Source organism: Pseudoduganella umbonata, assembly GCF_014192225.1.
GTDB classification, from domain to species: Bacteria; Pseudomonadota; Gammaproteobacteria; order Burkholderiales; family Burkholderiaceae_D; genus Rugamonas; species Rugamonas umbonata.
This window is the reverse complement of sequence record NZ_JACHXS010000006.1, coordinates 1-20,550: the sequence shown is the minus strand read 5'-3', so window position 1 is coordinate 20,550 and position 20,550 is coordinate 1. Positions and strand designations below refer to the sequence as shown.

Below are 20,550 nucleotides of genomic sequence, written 5' to 3'. Positions count from 1 at the left end.
CTCCTTCAGTGATGGCCGTTGGCCTCGACCAGCAGGTCGGACAGCTGCTTGCAATAAGCCATGAATTGGGGCGAGATGCGGAACTCGTCGTCGCGCACGCGCGGCCCGTCGATCGGCACGTCGGCGATCACCCTGCCGGGCCGCGCCGCCATCACCACCACGCGCGACGACAGGTACACGGCCTCGTAGATGCTGTGGGTGACGAACACCACGGTCAGGTCGCGCCGGGCCCACAGGTCGCGCAGGTCGGCATCGAGCCGGTTGCGGGTGAATTCGTCGAGCGCGCCGAACGGCTCGTCCATCAGCAGCAGGTTCGGCTCCGTGGCCAGGGCCCGGGCGATCGACGCGCGCATCTGCATGCCGCCGGACAGTTCGCGCGGGTAGACATGGCCGAACTTCGCCAGGCCCACCAGGTCCAGCGCCTGCTCGACGCGCGGCATCGCCTGCGCGCGCGGCACGCCTTTCAGGTCGAGCGGCAGCCGCACGTTGTCGAGCACCTTCGCCCACGGCATCAGCGTCGCTTCCTGGAACACCATGGCCAGCGTGCGGCCGGGCGTATCGACGGTGGCCATGCCCTCGCCCCACCAGCGAACGTGGCCGGCCGACGGGCTTTCCAGTCCGGCGAACATCTTCAGCAGCGTGCTCTTGCCGCAGCCGGACGGTCCCAGCAGCGACACGAACTCGCCGCGCCCGATGCGCAGCTTCACCGGGTCCAGTGCATGGGTGCCGTTCGGGTAGGTTTTTTCCACGCCGTTGGCATACAGCACCGCCGGCTCCGGGGAAGCCGCCGGCGCAGCAGGCGCCAGCAGCGGATCTTCGTCGCGTTTCATCATGCCTCCGGCGGGTTGTGCACTTCGCTTTCGCCATGCCGCGTCAACAGGTCCATCAGCATGCGGCGCATCATCAGGCCCGGCTTGTCGGACTCCATGTGGAATTCGACGCGGCGCCGCGTATCGACGCAGGCATCGGGATCGGTGGCTTCCAGGATGTCGCGGTCTTCGGACGTGATCGGCCGGTCCCAGTCGATCAGTTCCTGCGTCGAGCAGGCTTCCTCGCTGTCGTTGCGGTACAGCCATTGCACCAGCATCAGCTTGCCGTCGTCGATCGGCGTGGCGCAGTTGTAGATGATGTGATGGATGCCCGATGCCGGGTACACGCAGCCGAAGCGCCGCGAGAACGGCATGTACCAGCGGTTCGTCAGGTGCCGCTCGGTCACCGGCTCGGTAGTGCCGGTGATGCGGAAGCTCGCCTCCGGATTGCGCACCGGCACGTGGGTCTCCGCTTCGAAGCCCCAGTCGTTGGGCCGGAACTCGTATTTGGCCGGCACCGGGTTGTCGATCATGCCGAAGTTCGCCTTGTGCACGAAGCTGAAGTGCGAATTGTCGAACGAGTTTTCCATCACGCGCAGCGGCGACGTCTTCCATTCTTCGTAGAACTGCAGGATGCGGCGATAGCCGGGCGCTTCCTCCTCGGGGAAGTAGGGGATCGGCTGCAGCGGGTCTTCCAGCGCCACCCACACATAGCCGTAGCGCTCGTCGCAGTGGTAGGCCGTCACGCGCGCGCCGGCCGGAATGCTGCTGTCGGGGCTTTGCGGGATGCGCACGCAGGTACCGGAACAGTCATAGGTCCAGCCGTGGTAGCCGCATACGATGTTGCCGTTCTCGACGAAGCCTTTCGACAGCTTCGCGGTGCGGTGGCAGCAGCGGTCGCGCAGCGCGGCCGGCTTGCCGTCCGCGCCCTTCCACACGACGATGTTCTCGCCCAGCAGCGTAAATGGCTGCGGGCCGGCGTCCAGCGCGGACATCGGCATCAGCGCATACCAGAATTTACGCAGGACTTTTTGTTGGGTGACGAGCATGGTTGACTCCTGTTGCAAGGGTGGGCCGGCGTGCCAGAATGGTCGCCTTCGCCCGGTATCACGTTATTGCGATATGACGGTGGGGCGGCTGATCAGGGCAGCACTTTCAGGTCCTTGACGAACTGGGTGGTGTAGGCCTGCTTCCAGTCGGTTTCCTTCTTCAGCAGGCCGGCCGACACCATGAATTCATAGGTGCGCTGCCAGCGCGCATCGGTCATCGTGCCGATACCCTGCTGCGCCGCATCGCCGCCCGTGACGAAGCTGTATTCCTTCAGCTTGCCCACGGCGTAGGCCAGCTGGTCGTCCTTCATGTTCGGGTTTTCCTTCTTGATCAGCGCATTGGCCGGGGCCGGATTGGCCAGGTAGCTCTTCCAGCCTTCCATCGATGCACGCACGAAGCGGGCGACCAGGTCCGGCTTTTCCTTGACCAGCTTCTGCATTGCGACCACGGTGGTGCCGTACGGCGGGTAGCCGTCCTTGGCGAACAGGTAGAAGTTGGTCTTCGCGCCGGCCTTGGCGGCCTGGAACAGCTCGGACGACGGGTAGGCCTGCTGGGCCAGGTCGGGATCGGCCAGGAAAGGCTGCAGGTTGAACGTGTACGGGCGTCCCTGCGCCTCGGTCAGGCCATACTTTGCCTTCAGCCACGGCCACCACGTGGTGCGCCCGGACGTCGATACCAGCACCGTCTTGCCGTTCTTCAGGTCGGCCAGTCCCTTGACGTCGGTGTGCGTCATCATGCCCTGCGCATCGGTCTGGAAGCTGGCGGCGACGGTGGTGGCGGGAATCCCCTGCTCCACGCTTTTCAGCACCTGCAGGTCGTAGCCCATGAAGAAGTCGGCCTGGCCGCTGGCCAGCAACTGCATGCCGTTCACCTGCGGGCCGCCCATCCGGATCGTGACGTCGAGGCCGTGCTTGCGATAGATGCCCTCGGCCACGGCCTGGTAGAAGCCGCCGTGTTCGGCCTGGGCGTACCAGGAGGTGAGGAACGTGACCTTGTCGGCGGCGGCCGCATTGCCGGCGAATGCGCCGAAGGCGGTGACGAGGCAGAAGGCCAGTGCGGCGCGGCGCGCCGGTTGCAGGACTGGGATGGATTTCATGGGCACTCTCTGGGGTTGGAAAGGCTGGAGGACGCAATGCGGAATGCAGCCGGCCTGCCGGACGAAGGGCATGCGCGGCCGTGCATTGCGGGAAAATGAAACCGGGAGGAACGCCGCGCGGCTGCGGCGGATCATGCGAATCGGACTTGCGAAAATCGGGCTGGCGAAACGATGCAGCATGGCGTTCTCTCTTGAGGTCTGTAAAAAACAGATGCACATCCCGTCGGGGACGTGTCCACAAGAGCAATGCCCCATGTTTTCCGCTGGCGACATTGCGTCGCCGGAAAACACTAGCCGCTTCTACTCATACGACAGTTAATGCAAACGCCGTGCCAGCATTTCCTGGCCGCCTGGGCGCCGGCCGGAGGACCTTGGGCGCCCGCCGCGCACCATCGTGGAGCACGACGGCGCCGGCGGAGCACCAGCGCGGATGGCACGCTTCGTTGTTGTGCAGCTTATGTTGTGCAGCTCATGTTATGCAGCGTGATGCGCCGCTTACGCCGACGGCTTGGCGGCGGCCTCGCGCAGCTTGTCCTTCTTGCTCTTGCGCTTGCCCTTGACGCCGCCGTTCGGGTCGGCCACCGGCGCGGCGGCGGCCGCCGCGATGGCCGCTTCCGACGGCTCGAAGCCGGCGATGCGCTCGCGCGGCACGCGCCTGCCCTGCCGTTTCTCGATCAGCCGGAAGTGCGCCTCGGCATCCGGCGTGATGAAACTGACGGCGATGCCGCTGGCGCCCGCGCGGCCGGTGCGGCCGATGCGGTGCGTGTAGTCGGCAGCGGCGCGCGGCAGGTCGAAATTGACGACGACCGGCAACTGCGCGATGTCGATGCCGCGCGCGGCGACGTCGGTGGCGACCAGCACCGTCATGCGGCCGGCCTTGAAATCGGCCAGCACCCCGGTGCGCGCCCCCTGGCTGAAATCGCCGTGGAAGGTTTCGGCCGCCAGGCCATTGCGGCGCAGCTTGTCGGCCACGTGCTCCGATGCATACTTGGTGGCGACGAACACGAGGACCTGCTGCCAGCCGTGCTCCTTGATCAGGTGCCTGAGCAGCTGCAGGCGGCGCGCCCCGTCCACTTCGATGGCGCGCTGGGCGATGTCCGGCTCGTCCGCCGCGTCATCCGTCAACTGTGCCCGCACGGGATCGTGCAGCAGCGACGTGGCCAGCGCCTGGACGGCGGCCGGGAACGTGGCGGAGAAGAACAGGTTCTGGCGCCTTGCCGGCAGCAGCGCGAGGATTTCCGCGATCTCGTCGGCAAAGCCCATGTCGAGCAGCTTGTCCGCTTCGTCCAGCACCAGCGTGGCGACGCCGTCCAGCTTCACGGCATTGTGGCGTGCCAGGTCGAGCAGGCGGCCCGGCGTGGCGACGATGATGTCGGTACCGCCGCGCAGCGCCATCATCTGCGGGTTGATCGACACGCCGCCAAACGCGATCGACACCTTGATCGTGGACGGCAGGTGCTGCACCAGTGCGCGGATCGCGTCGCCCACCTGCGCGGCCAGTTCGCGCGTCGGCACCAGCACCAGGCCGTGCAGGCCGCGGCGGGTACCCTGGCGCGCCAGCAGCGCGTGAAGCATCGGCAGTGCGAACGCCGCCGTCTTGCCGGACCCGGTCTGCGCCGCGCCCAGCACATCCCTCCCCTGCAGCGCGGCGGGAATGGCGGCCGACTGGATGGCGGTCGGGGTGTCGTGGCCGATGGCGGCCACGGCATCGAGCAGGGCGGGCGCGAGGCCCAGGGAAGCAAAGGACATGGGAAGTGCAGGCAGGTGAATGAGCGCGCAGTATAAAGCACGCGGCCAGCCGGGCCGCCGCGCGCCGATTCGCCATACAGCACCGGCATGCTGCGCCGTTATATTTACATGCCCACGTCGCCGTAGGGCCCGGCGATGACGACCACGTAGCCATCCGGGTCGCGCAGCCAGATCTCGCGGTGCTGCGCGTTGCGGTTTTCCTTCGGGCCTTCCAGCACCGTGGCGCGCGCCTCGGCGATGCGGTCGACGGCGTCGTCGAAGTCGTCGCTCCAGAACCACAGCAGCACGCCGTTGCCATATGGCCGGCATTGCGGGTCGCCGATGTGCGCATGGTGGTGCGCATCCCAGCGGTGCAACTGCAGGATCATGCGGCCGTCGAACGTCAATTGTTCATACTCGCCGCCGCCGTGGGCACTCCTGCAATCCAGGATGGCCTGGTACCAGCGGCTGGCCGCTGCCACGTCGGACACGGCGATCAGGGGTTGCGCTTGCATGGACACCTCCCGTGAAGTTGAGGGCACAGCATAGCACCGGGCAGCTCAGCCGCGCGGTCCGTTTCCCGTGCCGCCCTGGCGGCCCCTGACTGGCAGCCACTGCACCACGCCCCAGGCCAGCTCCGGCACGATGAACAGCCACAGCATCGGCATGCCCGTCTGCGCCAGCGTCCAGGCCATCCACAGGCTGAAGCCGAAACGGCCGGCGCCGTCGTAGCGGCCGAAGCGGGGTTGCGGATCGCCGATGCGCAGGACGGACCACAGCACCACCACGGTGCCCATCAGGCAGGCGAACAGGATATGCAGCGGTGTGAAGGCGGGCAATGGCGCACCGCCCAGCGCCATGTTGACGGACGAAAGCTGGCCGTGCAGCAGCGCGAACGTCCATGGCGTGGCAAACGGCGCGGTGACGAGCAGGTCGTAGATCCCGCTGGCGCGGACGATGCGTGAATAGGTACTGGTGTGCACGGCGGCTCCCTGAAGATGGTGACCCGATGCTAAAGGCTGGAGTACACTCCATGGTCAACCACTATTTCGGGGGCGTGATGAGGATCGGCGACATTGCGCAGGCGACCGGCATCAGCCGGGATACGCTGCGCTTCTACGAGAAACGCGGCCTGCTGACGGCGCGGCGCAGCGGCAACGGCTACCGCGACTACCCGCCCGAGGCGGTGCAGTGGCTGGGCTATATCCGCACCGCGCAGTCGCTCGGCTTCACGCTGGCCGAAATCGAGGCCGACCTGCCGCTGCTGGCAGATCCCGGCGCGTCGTCGGAGGCGATCCGCGGAGCGCTGCGCGCCAAGCTGGCCGAGATCGACCGGCGTATCGATGGCCTGGCGGCCCTGCGCGCGGACCTGGCGGCGCGGCTCGACGACGCAGGCGACTGCCCGCTGCGGACCGCGGCCACGAGCGCGATGGCCGGCCCCGCGCGCACCGGTACCTGACCGCGGGCATGGTCACCGCCACCTTCCGCTTCGACGCGGCGCTGGACTTCTTCCTGCCGCGCAGCCAGCGCGGGCATGCGCTGGCCACGCCGTGCGCGCGCGCGGCCACCGTCAAGCACATGGTCGAGGCGCTGGGCGTGCCGCACACGGAGATAGGCGAGGTATGCGTCAACGGGCACCCTGCCCCGCTCGACGTGCTGCTGGAAGACGGCGACGACGTGGTGGTGCCGCCGGCCCCGCCGGTGGTGCTGGCGCCGCACGAGGCGCGCTTCGTGGCCGATGCCCACTTGGGCGGACTGGCCCGGCTGCTGCGGATGGCCGGCTTCGACACGCTGTACGACAACGACATCGGCGACGGCGAGGTGGAAGCCTTCGCGGAGCACGGCGGCCGCGTCGCGCTGACCCGCGACCGGGAACTGCTGAAGCGCCGCGGCGTGCTGCGCGGGTGCTACGTGCGGGCGCTGAAACCCGAACAGCAGTTGCGCGAGGTGGTGGCGCGCTTCGGCCTGCGGGAAACGATGCGCCCGTTTTCGCTGTGCCTGGCCTGCAACGTGCCGCTGCGGCCGCGCACCAGGGCGGAGGTGCTGGACCGTCTGCCGCCCTCGGTACGGGACAGCCAGGATACGTTCCTGGGCTGCCCGCGCTGCGGCGGCGTGTTCTGGCAGGGCTCGCACTGGCGCCGCATGCGCGCGCTGCTGGACGGCGTGCAGTGAAGCCCCGTCGCCCGGGTTGCCGCGGGCGAACCGGCCGCACGCGGGCTATAATGGCCGGCTGACCGTTCATGCATCACCAGAAAACACGCACAGACGTGCGCCTTTTTGAGATCCTACGTGAATCCATTACTCGACAAGCTGCACCCGTATCCGTTTGAAAAACTGCGCCTGCTGTTCGACGGCGTGACGCCCGATCCGGCCCACCGCGCCATCAGCCTGGGCATCGGCGAACCGAAACATCCGACGCCGCGGTTCATCTGCGAAGCGCTGGCCGACAACCTGGCCGGGCTGGCCGTCTACCCGGCCACCGTCGGCACCGAAGCGCTGCGCGGCACGATCGCCGCATGGCTGGAACGCCGCTATGGCCTGCCGCCGCTGAATCCCGCCACGCAGGTATTGCCCGTCAACGGTTCGCGCGAAGCCTTGTTCGCGTTCGCCCAGGCCGTGATCGACCCTGCCGCGGATGCGCTCGTGGTGTGCCCGAATCCTTTCTATCAGATCTACGAGGGCGCCGCGTTCCTGGCCGGCGCCGAGCCGTATTTCGTGAACTCGGACCCGTCGCGCAATTTCGGCTGCGACTACGACAACGTGCCGGCCGACGTGTGGGCGCGCGTGCAATTGCTGTACCTGTGCTCGCCGGGCAACCCGACCGGCGCCGTGCTGTCGCTGACGGACTGGGAAAACCTGTTCGCACTGTCCGAGCGCCATGATTTCATCATCGCCGCCGACGAGTGCTACTCCGAGATCTACCATGGCGACGAGCCGCCGCTGGGCGCGCTGCAGGCGGCCCACATGCTGGGCCTGTCCACGATCGACAAGCCGTATGCGCGGCTGGTGGTGTTCTCCAGCCTGTCGAAGCGCTCGAACGTGCCGGGCCTGCGCTCGGGCTTCGTGGCCGGCGACGCGGACGTGCTGAAGAAATTCCTGCTGTACCGTACCTACCACGGCGGCGCCATGAGCCCGCCGGTGCAGGCCGCATCGATCGCGGCGTGGAACGACGAGTCCCATGTCGCGGAAAACCGCGCGCAATACCGCGCGAAATTCGATGCCATCACGCCGCTGCTGGCCGACGTGCTCGACGTGGCACTGCCGGACGCCGGCTTCTACCTGTGGGCCGACGTCAGCCGTACCGGCCTGTCGGACACCGAGTTCGCACGGCGCCTGTACGCCGAATATAATGTCACGGTCCTGCCGGGCAGCTACCTGGCGCGCGAAGCGCACGGCACCAACCCCGGCCGCAACCGCATCCGCATGGCGCTCGTGGCGGAAACGGCCGAAGGGCTGGAAGCCGCGCAGCGCATCGTGCAGTTCTGCAAATCCCTCACTACTGAAGACGCATCATGACTCAACAACTCCAGCAAATCATCGAACAGGCATGGGATAACCGCGCCGAGATCAACCCGTCGAACGCCAGCGCCGAAGTGCGCGACGCGGTCAACCACGTACTGGCCGGCCTGGACGACGGCAGCCTGCGCGTGGCGCAGAAGGACACCGGCACCTGGGTGGTGAACCAGTGGATCAAGAAGGCCGTGCTGCTGTCGTTCCGCCTCGAGAACAATGTGGTGCTGCCATCGGACGGCACCATGCAGTTCTACGACAAGGTACCGACCAAGTTCGCCAACTACACGCCGGAAGATTTTGCCAAGGGCGGCTTCCGCGTGGTGCCGCCGGCCGTGGCCCGCCGCGGTTCGTTCATCGGCAAGAACGTGGTGCTGATGCCTTCCTACGTGAACATCGGCGCGTATGTCGACGAAGGCGCGATGGTCGATACCTGGGCAACCGTGGGTTCGTGCGCGCAGATCGGCAAGAACGTCCACCTGTCCGGCGGCGTGGGCATCGGCGGCGTGCTGGAACCGATGCAGGCCAACCCGACGATCATCGAGGACAACTGCTTCATCGGCGCGCGCTCCGAGATCGTCGAAGGCGTGATCGTCGAAGAGAACTCGGTGATCTCGATGGGCGTGTACATCGGCCAGTCGACCAAGATCTACGACCGCGCCACCGGCGAAGTGAGCTACGGCCGCATCCCGTCCGGCTCCGTGGTGGTGTCCGGCTCGCTGCCGTCGGCCGACGGCAAGTACAGCCTGTACTGCGCGGTCATCGTCAAGCGCGTCGATGCGCAGACGCGTGCAAAGACCGGCATCAACGAACTGCTGCGCGGCGTTTAAGCCTTTCAAACCAGTGCCAGGCACCCGGCCCGAGGCCGCTGCCCGGCACCATGCCTGCACGAGGTGTCTGCCATGATGGACCGGCTGTTCCAGCTGATGAAAGAGAAGAACGCGTCCGACATGTTCTTCGCGGTGAACTCGCCGGTGCACCTGAAAATCAACGGCAACCTCATTCCGGTCAACCAGCAGAAGCTGGAGCCGGAAAACATCGATGCGCTGCTGGCCGAGATCTGTTCGACCGAGCAGATCCGCGAACTGGCGCGCAGCAATGAACTGAACATGGGCATTTCCGTGCCCAGCCTGGGGCGCTTCCGCCTGTCGGCATTCCGGCAGCGCGGCACGATTTCCGCCGTGTTCCGCTATGTGCCCGCCAATATCCCCGCGCTGGATGAATTGAGCCTGCCGGCGATCCTGGCCGAACTGATCATGGAAAAGCGCGGGCTGATGCTGGTGGTCGGCTCCACCGGATCGGGCAAGTCGACCACGATCGCGGCGATGCTGGACCACCGCAACGAACTGCGTTCCGGCCACATCCTCACGCTGGAAGACCCAATCGAGTACCTGTTCAAGAACAGGAAGGCGATCGTCAACCAGCGCGAGATCGGCAGCGATGCCAAGGATTTCGAGACCGCGCTGCGCAACTCGATGCGCCAGGCGCCGGACTGCATCCTGATTGGCGAAATCCGCGACCGCGAAACCATGGCCGCCGCGCTGGCCTACGCGCAGTCGGGCCACCTGGTGCTGGCCACGCTGCACGCCAACAACAGCTACAACGCGCTGAACCGCATCATCGGTTTTTATCCGATCGAGAACCGCCCTGCCCTGCTGCAGGACCTGTCGTCGACGATCCGCGCCATCGTGTCGCAGCGGCTGGTCCGCTCGAGCGGCGGCGGCACGCGCACCCCGGCCGTCGAGGTGATGGTCAACACGCGCTATGTGTCGGACCTGATCGAAAAAGGGGAAATCGGGCAGATCAAGGAAGCGCTGGACCGGAGCCTGTCGCCCGGCTCGCAATCGTTCGAGCAGGCGTTGTATAAACTGGTGCAGGAAGGCCGCATCACGCAGGAAGAAGCGCTGGCCAATGCCGATTCGGCGACCAACCTGCTGTGGCTGCTGAACAACGGGCCGGACAGCCGGCAGGTGGCGGACGAGGCGGAACGCAGGAGCGCCCCGCCCGAAGCGTCGTTTACAGAATTTACGCTGAACGGCTGATGGCGGCCGCGGCCTTGCGGCGGCGCGCCAGCGCGACGATGCCGAGACCCAGGCCCAGCATGCCGTACGCGGCCGGTTCCGGCACGGGGCTCAGCAGCATGACACCACCGGCACCATTCCCATACTCATCGGTACCGCCGCCATAGGCGAGAATCTGGCCATGGTCATTGACTCCCGAGGCATAGAAGTACCACCAGTCGCCGGGCACCAGGTCGTCGACGTCATAGGTTCCATCATGGGTCGCCAGTATCGCGGGGGCCCTTACGCCACCGTAGGTACCAATCATGTAGCCGTTGGCCATATCGTCGATCCCTCCCGGATAGTTGTCGGACGGCCAATGCGCCCGCTGCAGTACAGCACCGTGGTAAGGTATGTCGTCCAGTTCATACGTGGACCTTCCGAAAATCTCCCCGTTCGGCCCGAATCCATAGACTATTTCGTCATGGCCGAGCGTGGACTGGATATCGGTCATCACGCCGTCCTTGTACAGGAAGGTGTGCCATGCGCCGGACGCGGTCTGCGCGCGGCCCAGGATTTCACCGGTCTCGCTGACATCGTACGCTTCGCTGCTGGCACCGCCGAGCGTGCCGATATCGCGCATGCCGCCGTCCTCGGTGTAGAAAAATGCACGGGTCCCGCCACCGGCGATATCGGAAGTGCCCGCCACCATGCCCGAACTGTTGATGCCAACGGCGTCACTGTTCGTACCACCGAGTGTGCCGAGATCCCGCATTGCTCCGTTCGCATAAACGAAGGCGTGGGCGGACGCATTCCCTGCCAGCGCCGACTGGCCCACCGCCATGTTCGAGTCGTTCAATTCCCTCGCATAGGCATACCTGCCGCCGAGCGAACCGAGATTGATCGTCTGCCCGGCGCCCACCATCAACGCCACCCTGCCGTCGTCGGGTTCGTTAGCGCCGGCATTGGCCTGTACCAGTGCCACGCCATTGTTATTCAGATCACCGGCGGCGTAAAAGCTCCCAAGGAGCTGATAATTGTATCGAGGAATGTCGGCAAGGACGGACAGCGGGAAGGCGGCAAGGGCAAGCGATAAAACAAGGCGCTTCATGTGTGAGATCTCCAGGTCGATGTGGAAGGACGCTGGCAGCATTGCACCCGTGAGATCCGGACCTGCTGCCGGGGGGCGACCGAGCGGCTCGAATGTGACTTGAAATAGCAGCGCGGGTCGCCCGACGATCATATCGGACTTGCGCGGCGAAGATGCAAATAATGCAATAACTATCGAACAGCAAGTTGCATGCATGACGGTGGCGTCGATGCCAGGCTCGACTGGCGAGCGCCATCCGTCGGACCTGATCGAAAAGCGAAAACCGGCACATCAAGGAAGCGCTGGACCGCAGCCTGTCGCCCGGCTCGCAATCGTTCGAGCAGGCGTTGTATAAACTGGTGCAGGAAGGCCGCATCACGCAGGAAGAAGCGCTGGCCAATGCCGATTCGGCGACCAACCTGCTGTGGCTGCTGAACAACGGGCCGGACAGCCGCAGGCCGATGCCGGGGCGGAACGCAAGGCGGCTCCGCCCGAAACGTCGTTTACCGAATTTACGCTGAACGGCTGATAGCCGCGGCCCTGCGGCGGCGCGCCAGCGCGACCACGCCGAGTCCCAGGCCCAGCATGCCGTACGTGGCCGGTTCCGGGACTGGGCTCAGCAATACGTTGGCGCAAAATTCGTCATCGCCGTAGTAGCACCCCCAGGCCAGCACCTGGCCGAGGTCGTTGACGCCCTCGGCGTGATGGAATGACCAGCCGTCGCCCGCCAATTCGTTCAGGGACCAGGTACCGTCTCTCGAGCTCAGGTACGTGATCGTGCCGTTCCAGTCCCAGCCGACCATGTAGCCATCGGCCATGGCGGACGCGGTGGCGACCCCGGGCTGCCAGTCGGACCGGTAGATCACGAGTTCAGGCAGATCCCGCCATCCAACTACCGAGCCGAAGATCTCGCCGTTCGGACCGAAACCGTTCAGCTCGCCTCTCCAGCTGTCGATGTCCGTCATGGCGCCGTCCTTGTACAGGTAGTTGTGCCATTCGCCGGAAGCCGTCTGGGAATAGCCCAGCACTTCGCCGCTTTCGCTGACGTCGGAGACCATGGTCTGCGCACCGCCCAGCGTGCCGATATCGCGCATGCCGCCCTGCGCCGTGTACACGAAGCCACGGGTGTCGCCGCTGGCGTTTTCAGCGTTGCCGACCACCGTGCCGGCATCGTTGATGGCCACGGCCCTGCTGTCGGTACCGCCGAACGTGCCGAGATCGAGCATGGAACCGTTGGCGTACACGAAGGCATGCCTTGCCGTGTTGCCGGCCAGCGTGGAGGTACCGGCGACCACCCCGGCGTTGTTGATCGCGCTGCTGCTTGTCATGGTTCCGCCCAGCGTGCCGAGATCGACACTGGAGCTCGTCGTCGTCAGGTAGGTGCGAAAATCGTCATTGGACGGGGCGCGGACGATCAGCGCCTGGCCGGCATTATTGAGGGCACCGGAACCATTGACGCCTTCCCGGTCAAGGATGTCGATCCGGTAGGCGGGGGCGGCGGCGGTTCCAAGCAAAGGCACTGTGGCGAGCAGCATCGCGAGCATTTTCATCTTCATCGTTATTCCCTGATAGCGTTGATCGGTTCGACCAAGCGCGATCACAGCACTCCGGCGCCGGTTCGCGGCACATTGTAGACAGTCTTTACGAATAATGCACTTATGACAATAACTTGCAAGGCGTAAGCCGGCAGCGCGGTGCGCGTGCGTTGCCGGGCACCGGGCGGGCGGGAACCGTGGTGACCGGATGAGGAGCGGACGATGCCTGAACGGCTATAATGGCGCACTTTAGCCGGCATCCACCGCCGTGCGCCCATCCGAATATCCATGATCACTCTCTACGGCATCCCCAACTGCGACACGGTGAAGAAAGCCCGCGTCTGGCTGGCCGGCCAGCAGCAGGAATTCACCTTCCACGATTTCAAGAAGCAGGGCCTCGACGCCGCCACGGTGCAGCACTGGCTGAAGCACGTTGACTGGGAAACCCTCGTCAACAAGAAAGGCACGACGTGGCGCGGCCTGCCGGACGAGCGCAAGGCCGCCGTCACGGACGCGGCCAGCGCGACCGCGCTGATGCTGGAGAATCCTTCGGTGATCAAGCGCCCAGTGCTGCGAACGGCAACGGCGTGCCACGTGGGCTTCAAGCCGGAACAGTACCAACAGATTTTTACCAACCAAGACCAATGACCGAATCCCGTACCCTCGCGCTGACCGAAAAACTGATCGGCCGCTCTTCCGTCACTCCCGAGGACAAAGGCTGCCAGCAGCAGCTGATCGAACTGCTCGAGCCGCTCGGTTTCCGCTGCGAGACGATCGTCTCGGGCGACGTCACGAACCTGTGGGCGCGCCGCGGCACCGAGCAGCCCGTGTTCGTGTTCGCCGGCCACACCGACGTGGTGCCGACCGGCCCCGTCGAGCAATGGACGTCGGAGCCGTTCTTCCCCACCATCCGCGACGGCAAGCTGTACGGCCGCGGCGCGGCGGACATGAAGACGTCGATCGCCGCAATGGTGGTGGCGTGCGAGGAATTCATCGCCGCCCACCCGGACCACAAGGGTTCGATCGCCTTCCTGCTGACCAGCGACGAGGAAGGCCCGGCCACCGATGGCACGGTCATCGTCTGCAACAAGCTGAAGGAGCGCGGCGAAGCGATCGACTACTGCGTGGTGGGCGAACCCACGTCGAGCGCGGTGCTGGGCGACATGATCAAGAACGGCCGCCGCGGCTCGATGTCCGGCTGCCTGACGATCAAGGGCATCCAGGGCCACATCGCCTATCCGCAGCTGGCCAGGAACCCGATCCACCAGGCCGCGCCGGCACTGGCCGACCTGGTCGCCGAAGTGTGGGACGAGGGCAACGAATACTACCTGCCCACGTCGTGGCAGATGTCGAACGTGAAGGCCGGCACGGGTGCGAACAACGTCATCCCCGGCCAGATGGTGATCGACTTCAATTTCCGCTTCTCGACCGCCAGCACGGCCGAAGGCCTGCAGCAGCGGGTGCATGCGATCCTCGACCGGCACGGCCTCGAATACGACCTGAAATGGACCATCTCCGGCTACCCGTTCCTGACGCCGCGCGGCACGCTGTCGACGGCACTGTGCGACGCAATCAGAGGCGAAACCGGCATCGAGACGGAACTGTCGACGACGGGCGGCACGTCGGACGGCCGCTTCATCGCGCAGATCTGCCCGCAGGTGATCGAATTCGGCCCGCCGAACGGCAGCATCCACAAGATCGACGAACACGTGGAAGTGCGCTTCATCGATCCGCTGAAGAACATCTACCGGCGCACGCTGGTGAATCTGCTCACCTGATCGCCCAAGCTCCCGCGTAACCAGAGGAACATCATGACCACCATTTTTGCCACGCCCCGCGACCTGCTGCGCTATGCGACCACCCGCTTCAACACGGAAAAACTGTTCTTCGGCCACGGCAGCGCCGAGGCCTTCGACGAGGCGGCCTACCTGATCCTGCACACGCTGAAGCTGCCGCTCGACAGGCTCGATCCGTTCCTGGATGCGCGCCTGCTGCCGGAAGAAATCCAGCGCGTCCTGGACGTGATCGAGCGCCGCGCCACCGAGCGCGTGCCGGCCGCCTACATCACCAACGAGGCATGGCTTGGCACCTACCAGTTCTACGTGGACGAGCGCACCATCGTGCCGCGCTCCTACATCGCCGAACTGATTCCCGACTACTTCGCGCCATGGGTGAACAACCCGGAAGGCATCGCCAACGTGCTGGAACTGTGCACCGGATCCGGCTGCCTGGCGATCATGATGGCCGACGCATTCCCCGACGCGCAGGTCGATGCCGTCGATATTTCGCCGGATGCGCTGGAAGTGGCGCGCCGCAATGTCGAGACGTACAAGCTGGAAGACCGCGTGAACCTGATCCAGTCGGACCTGTACGCGAACGTGCCGCTGAAAAAATACGACCTGATCGTCACCAACCCGCCGTACGTGAATTCTGGCTCGATGTCGCGGCTGCCGCAGGAATACCGCCACGAACCGCAGATCGCGCTGGACGGCGGCGTCGACGGCATGGACCTGGTGCGCCGGATCGTGGCCGGCGCGGCCGAGCGCCTGACGGACGATGGCCTGCTGATCGTCGAGATCGGCAACGAGAAGGCATTCGCGGAAGCGGCCTTCGGCGACATGGGCCTGACGTGGCTGACCACCAGCCAGGGCGATGACATGGTCTTCCTGCTCACCGCCGACCAGCTGAAGCTTTAACCGGCTTCCGTACATGCGAACGATCCGCCCTGCCCATTTGGCGGCAGGCCGGACACCGGGGTCTTCCCGACCACCGACCAATTGAAGCTTTGAAGAACCAAGAATGATTCGTCTCGAACAAGTAAGCCTGATGCGGGGCGTGAAGCCGCTGCTGGAAAACGTCGACCTGACGCTGAACCCCGGCGACAAGATCGGCCTGATCGGCGCCAACGGCGCCGGCAAGTCCAGCCTGTTCGCGATGCTGCGCAACGAGCTGCATCCGGACCAGGGCAACATCGATTTCCCCGCCAAGTGGCGCATGGCCTACGTGGCGCAGGAAACCCCGCCGCTGCAGCGCAACGCGCTCGATTACGCGATCGATGGCGACGTCAACCTGCGCAAGCTGCAGGCGGAACTGGAGCGGCTGGAAGCGCTGCCCGACTCCGCGGAACAGGGTCTCGCGCTGGGCAATGCCCACGTGGCGCTGGCCGATGCGGACGCCTACACGGTGCAATCGCGTGGCGAACAGCTGCTGCTGGGCCTGGGCTTCACGCTGGACCAGATGCAGCAGCCGGTGGCCAGCTTCTCCGGTGGCTGGCGCATGCGCCTGAACCTGGCGCAGGCGCTGATGTGCCCTTCCGACCTGCTGCTGCTCGACGAACCGACCAACCACCTGGACCTGGATGCGATCATCTGGCTCGAGGACTGGCTGAAGCGCTATGCCGGCACGCTGATCATCATTTCGCACGACCGCGATTTCCTCGACGAAATCGTGAATGTGGTCGTGCACATCGACGACCGCAAGCTGAAGCGCTACTCCGGCAACTACTCGAGCTTCGAGCGCCAGCGCGCCGCGCAGATGATCCTGATGGCCGGCGCCGCCGAAAAGCAGGCGCGCAAGAAGGCGCACCTGGAATCGTTCATCGACCGCTTCAAGGCCAAGGCGTCGAAAGCCAAGCAGGCGCAGAGCCGCATGAAGGCGCTGGCCAAGATGGAAGAGCTGGCGCCGCTGCGCGCCGCCGCCGAGTTCTCGTTCGAATTCCGCGAGCCGCTGTCGGCGCCGAATCCGCTGCTGGTGATGGAAGACGTCGATGCCGGCTACCGCAGCGAAGATCCGGAGACGTTCGAGGTCAAGGAAAAGAAGATCGTCAACGGCATCAACTTCAGCCTGCAGACGGGTCAGCGCATCGGCCTGCTGGGCGTGAATGGGGCCGGCAAATCCACGCTGATCAAGACTGTTGCCGGCGATCTCGATCCGCTGGCCGGCACGGCAACGATCGGCAAGGGCCTGATCATCGGCTACTTCGCCCAGCACCAGGTCGAGATGCTGCGCCACGACGAATCGCCGCTGTGGCACCTGCAGAAGATCGCGCCGACGGTGCGCGAGCAGGAGCTGCGCAACTTCCTGGGCGGCTTCAACTTCCCGGGCACGATGGTGACCAGCTCGATCGCGCCGTTTTCCGGCGGCGAAAAGGCACGCCTGGCGCTGGCATTGATCGTGTGGCAGCGTCCGAACCTGCTGCTGCTCGATGAACCGACCAACCACCTGGACCTGGAAACGCGCGAGGCGCTGACCGAAGCGCTGGCGCAGTTCGAGGGCACGCTGGTGGTGGTATCCCACGACCGCCACCTGCTGCGCGCCACGACCGACGAGTTCATCATCGTCGCCAATGGCAAGCTGCAGCCGTTCGACGGCGACCTGGACGACTACAAGGACTGGCTGTTCAAGACCAAGCTGGGCAAGGGCACCGACGTGCTGCCCGCGGCCGGCAAGGAGCACAAGACGGCGTATCCGTCCACCTCGCCGGTGGCACCACCGACAGCTGCGCCGACCGTGGACAAGCGCGAACAGAAACGGGTGGAAGCCGAGCAGCGCCAGCGCCTCGCGGCCCAGCGCAAGCCGATCGAGAACAAGATCAAGCGGCTGGAAGAGCAGATCGCCAAGCGCAACGCGCAGAAGGCCGATGTCGATGCGCAGCTGCAGGAGCCGGCGATCTATGAGGCAGCCAACAAGGCGAAGCTGAAAACGCTGCTGGCGGACCAGGCCTTCTACACGAAGGACCTGGCACAGCTGGAAGAAGAGTGGCTGGGCCTGCAGGAGCAGCTCGAGGCGCTGGCCGTCTGAGCGGGGAAAGCGGCCGCACTAAGGCCGCAAGTCATAGAAAAGAAAGCGCCGCCCTCGGGCGGCGCTTTCTTTTCTTGAACCCATCATGCCGCGGCGCCGAGCCTGTCGCGCGTCACGCGCCGGATGGCCATCAGCTTGTCGATGTCGACCACGATCAGCCGGCGCTGGCCCGTTTCGGCCAGCCCCAGCAGGTAATCGACATTCGGGGCGACTTCCGCTGCCAGGTTCGGGATCGGCCTGATGTCGCGGCCGGCCAGCATGACGAGGTCCGTCACGCCGTCGGTCACCATGCCCATCACGCAGGAAGAAAGCTTCAGGATGATCACGTCGGTGCGCGGATCGTGCGCCGGCGGCCGGGGACCGAATGCGATGCGCATGTCGACGATGGGCATGATGATGCCGCGTGAAACGGCCACGCTGCTGATGATTTGCCCGTCCGCGGCAAAGCGTTCGAGCGCCTGCAGCGGCCGCAGTTCCTGCACGTTCCGGTAATCCAGCGCATATTCCAGTCCGCCGAGACGGAAGGTGAGGTACTGCCGTACCTCGGTGTCGCCCTGCGGGCCGGGACTCCGTGCCTGCAGCGGTTCGGACGCGTCCATTATTGCCGGCGTGTGATTGGTTTGCATGAGATTCCTTTCTTCCGTCTTGCGGTAAATTTAGGCATTTCCCATGCTAAGGACGGCTCGCGTCAGGGTGTTGAGAACGCTCAATGTTTCCTGCTGGGATTATTCCGACACTCCATGCGTATTTTTCTTTGGCTTATGACGCTCTATTGCGCCGATGACCAGTCGAGCACGCCGTCGGCCGCATGCAGCACCGGCACGTGGCTCCATGAACCGGCCCGCAGGTGCCCCTTGATTTCCTTTGGTGCCAGCCCGTATGGCGGCCCGGCGTCGGGGTGGTACAGCATGGTGCGCAGGACCGTATCGCCATCCACCCGCTTGACCCTGCACGTCGCGGCGATCGCGATCTCGCTGCGGCACTGGCGCGCCGTGGCCAGTTGCGCCTGCAGGCGGGCGTGCTGCACGCGCGCCGCGTTGCCGGCGAGCGACAGCCTGGCCAGCTCGGTCAGTGCCGGCCCGACTTTTTTGGCCATCCTGTTGTAAAGCACCTGCTGGGTGCCCGTCAGCGTGACCTGCTTCGCGCGCACATGGGCCGATAGCGCCAGGTAGCTGCGCACATCGTCGCGGCTGGCAATCGCCTGCGAGGCACTGCCGCAGGCGCTTGCCTCGGCTTCGGCCTTGCCCGCGCGTGCCGCGAGATCGGCGATGGCTTCGTCATGACGGCGCGTATCGGGCAGCAGCGCGAACAGCAGCATTTCGGTGCCCTTGCGGGGGCCCGCCCCCCCAAGCACGATATTGCGCCCGGCGATCGCGCACCCGCTGGCAATACCGATCTCCACCTCGTCGGCCAGGATCTCGCAGTTGGACGCTTCGCCGATCATTACCCTGGCAGCGCTGATCACGCAGTTCTGCGCCTTGCGCACCCTCACCTCGCCGCCTTTTGCCTGCAGCACCGCGTTGGACGCCACGCCGCCGACACGGATCGCGCCAGCGGCATTGACGACAGTCCCGCCCATCAGGTTGCGCTTCAGGTGCACCGTGCCGCCACGCGATGCAATGCGGCCGAACACGTCGCCGTGGATCGTCATGCCGCCCCCTGCGACGACCCGGTTTTCCTGCACATCGCCGAATTCCTCGTATTCGCCATGCAGTTCCAGGTTGCCGGTGGTACGCGCACTGACGCCGTCGCGGCCGATGATCTTCGGTCCGATCGACACGCGGCCACTCTTCCTGTCGACATTGACGAAGCCTTCGACGGCGGCCACCAGGTAGTCGTGATCATCGACTTGTTCGACCATGGTGCCTTCGCCAGCTACGCCCGCCAGCGCGATGTCGCTGCCGGCCTCCGCTTCGACCGGCATGCCGCACAGCGTGAAGCCGGGTGTTCCCATGGTGCGCGGTTCCTTGCGCAGCAGGCGCACCCCCGCCTTCACCTGCGGAAAGCGGTTCTCGAAAGTGTGCAGGTCGAAACGACCGTTACCCAGCTCGCGCGGTGCGTTGGAGCGGTGCAGGTCTTCCGACACTTCGACGATCGCGGCATCCCGTCCCCGCACCGGGTCGAGGCGGCGCGCCACCACGCGGCGCCTGGTCTGGCGGCGGCGATTGCTTCCCGCACGGCGGCCGCATCGATGCCGAAACGCACGCCTTTTACCCACAGGTCGGCCACGAACTCATCGAAGTCCAGCGTGGCCGCCTGCGGTTCGCCTGCACCGGTTTCAAGGAACACCGGCTCGAAAAAATAGTCCGCCGCGCCGGTGACGATCTTGACGGATTTGTAGAGCCCGCGGCGACCCGGCTGGAAGGGGACGATGGCGTCGGCTACCCGCACCAGCGCAGTTCCCGGCATCGCGGCCGGTAGTCCGGGCTCCACGGAGCAGCCGCCGTACACCATGCGCAGGAACACCGCATAGTCGAGCCCCGCCAGGAAGGAACCGGACAGGAACAGGCTGCCGATGGCGGCCCGCAAACGCTGCGGCGCCCCGTCGGCGCGCATCCACACGCCCTCCTCGCGTCCCACGATGAGCGCGGCTTCTCCGTCGGCCGGCAAGCCGGACAGTAACGTGTCGTTCTCCACTGGCATCCGCATATTGCCCACCATCAACAGTTCGAATGGCTAATTTAAGAAGGTTTGCCAGGAAGGGATTTGATCGCGCACAAGGCCAGGCACCGACCAGGGTGGGTTTGGAACGCCAGCAACGATAGCGTTTCGCAAGGCACCCGGAGGACCGGCGAGTGGGGACGCCGAAGTGGGAACATCAAAGCAGCGCCCCAATGAAAAGGCAATGGGATGGACGCCCCCTCCGAAACGGCATCGATGTGCCAAAGTGGAAGTGTCAACAAGCCACGATATCGAGGGAGGCGTCATCATG

The 20,550-nt window shown here is 65.4% G+C and carries 20 protein-coding genes; 10 read left to right on the top strand and 10 right to left on the bottom strand.

What is annotated here, in order from left to right; translation table 11 throughout:
• Nucleotides 1-5 precede the first annotated feature (5 nt).
• The 6 genes from FHS02_RS16210 to FHS02_RS16185 form a co-directional block, all read right to left on the bottom strand.
• Nucleotides 6-830, bottom strand: a complete 825-nt coding sequence (locus tag FHS02_RS16210) for an ABC transporter ATP-binding protein (protein WP_371861481.1) — start codon at nucleotides 828-830, stop codon at nucleotides 6-8.
• Complete coding sequence (locus tag FHS02_RS16205) at nucleotides 830-1,858, bottom strand: aromatic ring-hydroxylating dioxygenase subunit alpha (RefSeq protein WP_137313878.1); 1,029 nt, start codon at nucleotides 1,856-1,858, stop codon at nucleotides 830-832. The genes FHS02_RS16210 and FHS02_RS16205 overlap by 1 nt, the downstream gene beginning before the upstream one ends.
• Before the next feature lie 92 nt (nucleotides 1,859-1,950).
• Nucleotides 1,951-2,955, bottom strand: coding sequence for an ABC transporter substrate-binding protein (locus FHS02_RS16200; protein WP_137313879.1), 1,005 nt, complete (start codon nucleotides 2,953-2,955; stop codon nucleotides 1,951-1,953).
• 495 nt (nucleotides 2,956-3,450) lie between these two features.
• Complete coding sequence (locus FHS02_RS16195) at nucleotides 3,451-4,704, bottom strand: DEAD/DEAH box helicase (RefSeq protein ID WP_137313880.1); 1,254 nt, start codon at nucleotides 4,702-4,704, stop codon at nucleotides 3,451-3,453.
• Nucleotides 4,705-4,808: 104 nt separating this feature from the next.
• On the bottom strand, nucleotides 4,809-5,198 hold the full coding sequence (locus FHS02_RS16190) for a VOC family protein (RefSeq protein WP_137313881.1): 390 nt from the start codon (nucleotides 5,196-5,198) through the stop codon (nucleotides 4,809-4,811).
• Between the two features lie 45 nt (nucleotides 5,199-5,243).
• Nucleotides 5,244-5,666, bottom strand: a complete 423-nt coding sequence (locus FHS02_RS16185; protein ID WP_137313882.1) for a hypothetical protein — start codon at nucleotides 5,664-5,666, stop codon at nucleotides 5,244-5,246.
• A 77-nt stretch (nucleotides 5,667-5,743) separates the two neighbouring features.
• Between FHS02_RS16185 and FHS02_RS16180 the strand changes: the two genes are divergently transcribed.
• From FHS02_RS16180 to FHS02_RS16160, 5 genes are all read left to right on the top strand, one after another.
• The gene (locus FHS02_RS16180; RefSeq protein ID WP_137317410.1) at nucleotides 5,744-6,142 is read left to right on the top strand and encodes a MerR family transcriptional regulator; all 399 of its coding nucleotides are present in this window, start codon (nucleotides 5,744-5,746) and stop codon (nucleotides 6,140-6,142) included.
• Between the two features lie 8 nt (nucleotides 6,143-6,150).
• Nucleotides 6,151-6,855: a Mut7-C RNAse domain-containing protein gene (locus tag FHS02_RS16175; RefSeq protein ID WP_137313883.1), complete on the top strand. Its 705-nt coding sequence runs from the start codon at nucleotides 6,151-6,153 to the stop codon at nucleotides 6,853-6,855.
• 117 nt (nucleotides 6,856-6,972) lie between these two features.
• On the top strand, nucleotides 6,973-8,199 hold the full coding sequence (gene dapC, locus FHS02_RS16170) for a succinyldiaminopimelate transaminase (protein ID WP_137313884.1): 1,227 nt from the start codon (nucleotides 6,973-6,975) through the stop codon (nucleotides 8,197-8,199).
• Nucleotides 8,196-9,023, top strand: coding sequence for a 2,3,4,5-tetrahydropyridine-2,6-dicarboxylate N-succinyltransferase (dapD, locus tag FHS02_RS16165; protein WP_131144772.1), 828 nt, complete (start codon nucleotides 8,196-8,198; stop codon nucleotides 9,021-9,023). Before dapC ends, dapD begins: the two co-directional genes overlap by 4 nt.
• Nucleotides 9,024-9,098: 75 nt before the next feature.
• Nucleotides 9,099-10,235: a PilT/PilU family type 4a pilus ATPase gene (locus FHS02_RS16160; RefSeq protein ID WP_137317411.1), complete on the top strand. Its 1,137-nt coding sequence runs from the start codon at nucleotides 9,099-9,101 to the stop codon at nucleotides 10,233-10,235.
• Here FHS02_RS16160 and FHS02_RS16155 read toward each other — a convergent pair.
• Nucleotides 10,219-11,304 (bottom strand): PEP-CTERM sorting domain-containing protein, encoded by a 1,086-nt coding sequence (locus FHS02_RS16155; protein ID WP_175424803.1) that lies wholly within the window; start codon nucleotides 11,302-11,304, stop codon nucleotides 10,219-10,221. The two genes, FHS02_RS16160 and FHS02_RS16155, sit on opposite strands and share 17 nt — an antisense overlap.
• Nucleotides 11,305-11,630: 326 nt before the next feature.
• On the opposite strand from FHS02_RS16155, the gene FHS02_RS32105 reads away from it, so the two are divergent.
• Nucleotides 11,631-11,804, top strand: coding sequence for a hypothetical protein (locus FHS02_RS32105; protein WP_371861467.1), 174 nt, complete (start codon nucleotides 11,631-11,633; stop codon nucleotides 11,802-11,804).
• On the opposite strand, the gene FHS02_RS16145 is transcribed toward FHS02_RS32105, so the two are convergent.
• Complete coding sequence (locus FHS02_RS16145) at nucleotides 11,796-12,839, bottom strand: HAF repeat-containing PEP-CTERM protein (protein ID WP_137313886.1); 1,044 nt, start codon at nucleotides 12,837-12,839, stop codon at nucleotides 11,796-11,798. The genes FHS02_RS32105 and FHS02_RS16145 overlap by 9 nt on opposite strands.
• 267 nt (nucleotides 12,840-13,106) lie before the next feature.
• Between FHS02_RS16145 and FHS02_RS16140 the strand changes: the two genes are divergently transcribed.
• From FHS02_RS16140 to FHS02_RS16125, 4 genes are all read left to right on the top strand, one after another.
• Nucleotides 13,107-13,466, top strand: a complete 360-nt coding sequence (locus FHS02_RS16140; RefSeq protein WP_137313887.1) for an ArsC family reductase — start codon at nucleotides 13,107-13,109, stop codon at nucleotides 13,464-13,466.
• On the top strand, nucleotides 13,463-14,596 hold the full coding sequence (dapE, locus tag FHS02_RS16135; RefSeq protein WP_137313888.1) for a succinyl-diaminopimelate desuccinylase: 1,134 nt from the start codon (nucleotides 13,463-13,465) through the stop codon (nucleotides 14,594-14,596). The genes FHS02_RS16140 and dapE overlap by 4 nt, the downstream gene beginning before the upstream one ends.
• A gap of 33 nt (nucleotides 14,597-14,629) precedes the next feature.
• Nucleotides 14,630-15,514 carry a 50S ribosomal protein L3 N(5)-glutamine methyltransferase gene (gene prmB / locus FHS02_RS16130; RefSeq protein WP_175424804.1) on the top strand — a complete coding sequence of 295 codons (885 nt, stop codon included), beginning with the start codon at nucleotides 14,630-14,632 and terminating at the stop codon, nucleotides 15,512-15,514.
• A gap of 103 nt (nucleotides 15,515-15,617) precedes the next feature.
• Nucleotides 15,618-17,618: an ATP-binding cassette domain-containing protein gene (locus FHS02_RS16125; RefSeq protein ID WP_137313890.1), complete on the top strand. Its 2,001-nt coding sequence runs from the start codon at nucleotides 15,618-15,620 to the stop codon at nucleotides 17,616-17,618.
• Nucleotides 17,619-17,701: 83 nt separating this feature from the next.
• Here the strand turns inward: FHS02_RS16125 and FHS02_RS16120 are convergent, their stop codons facing one another.
• Nucleotides 17,702-18,244 carry a chemotaxis protein CheW gene (locus FHS02_RS16120; RefSeq protein WP_229422631.1) on the bottom strand — a complete coding sequence of 181 codons (543 nt, stop codon included), beginning with the start codon at nucleotides 18,242-18,244 and terminating at the stop codon, nucleotides 17,702-17,704.
• Between the two features lie 143 nt (nucleotides 18,245-18,387).
• The gene (locus FHS02_RS16115) at nucleotides 18,388-19,755 is read right to left on the bottom strand and encodes a flagellar assembly protein A (RefSeq protein ID WP_175424805.1); all 1,368 of its coding nucleotides are present in this window, start codon (nucleotides 19,753-19,755) and stop codon (nucleotides 18,388-18,390) included.
• Nucleotides 19,756-20,550 lie beyond the last annotated feature (795 nt).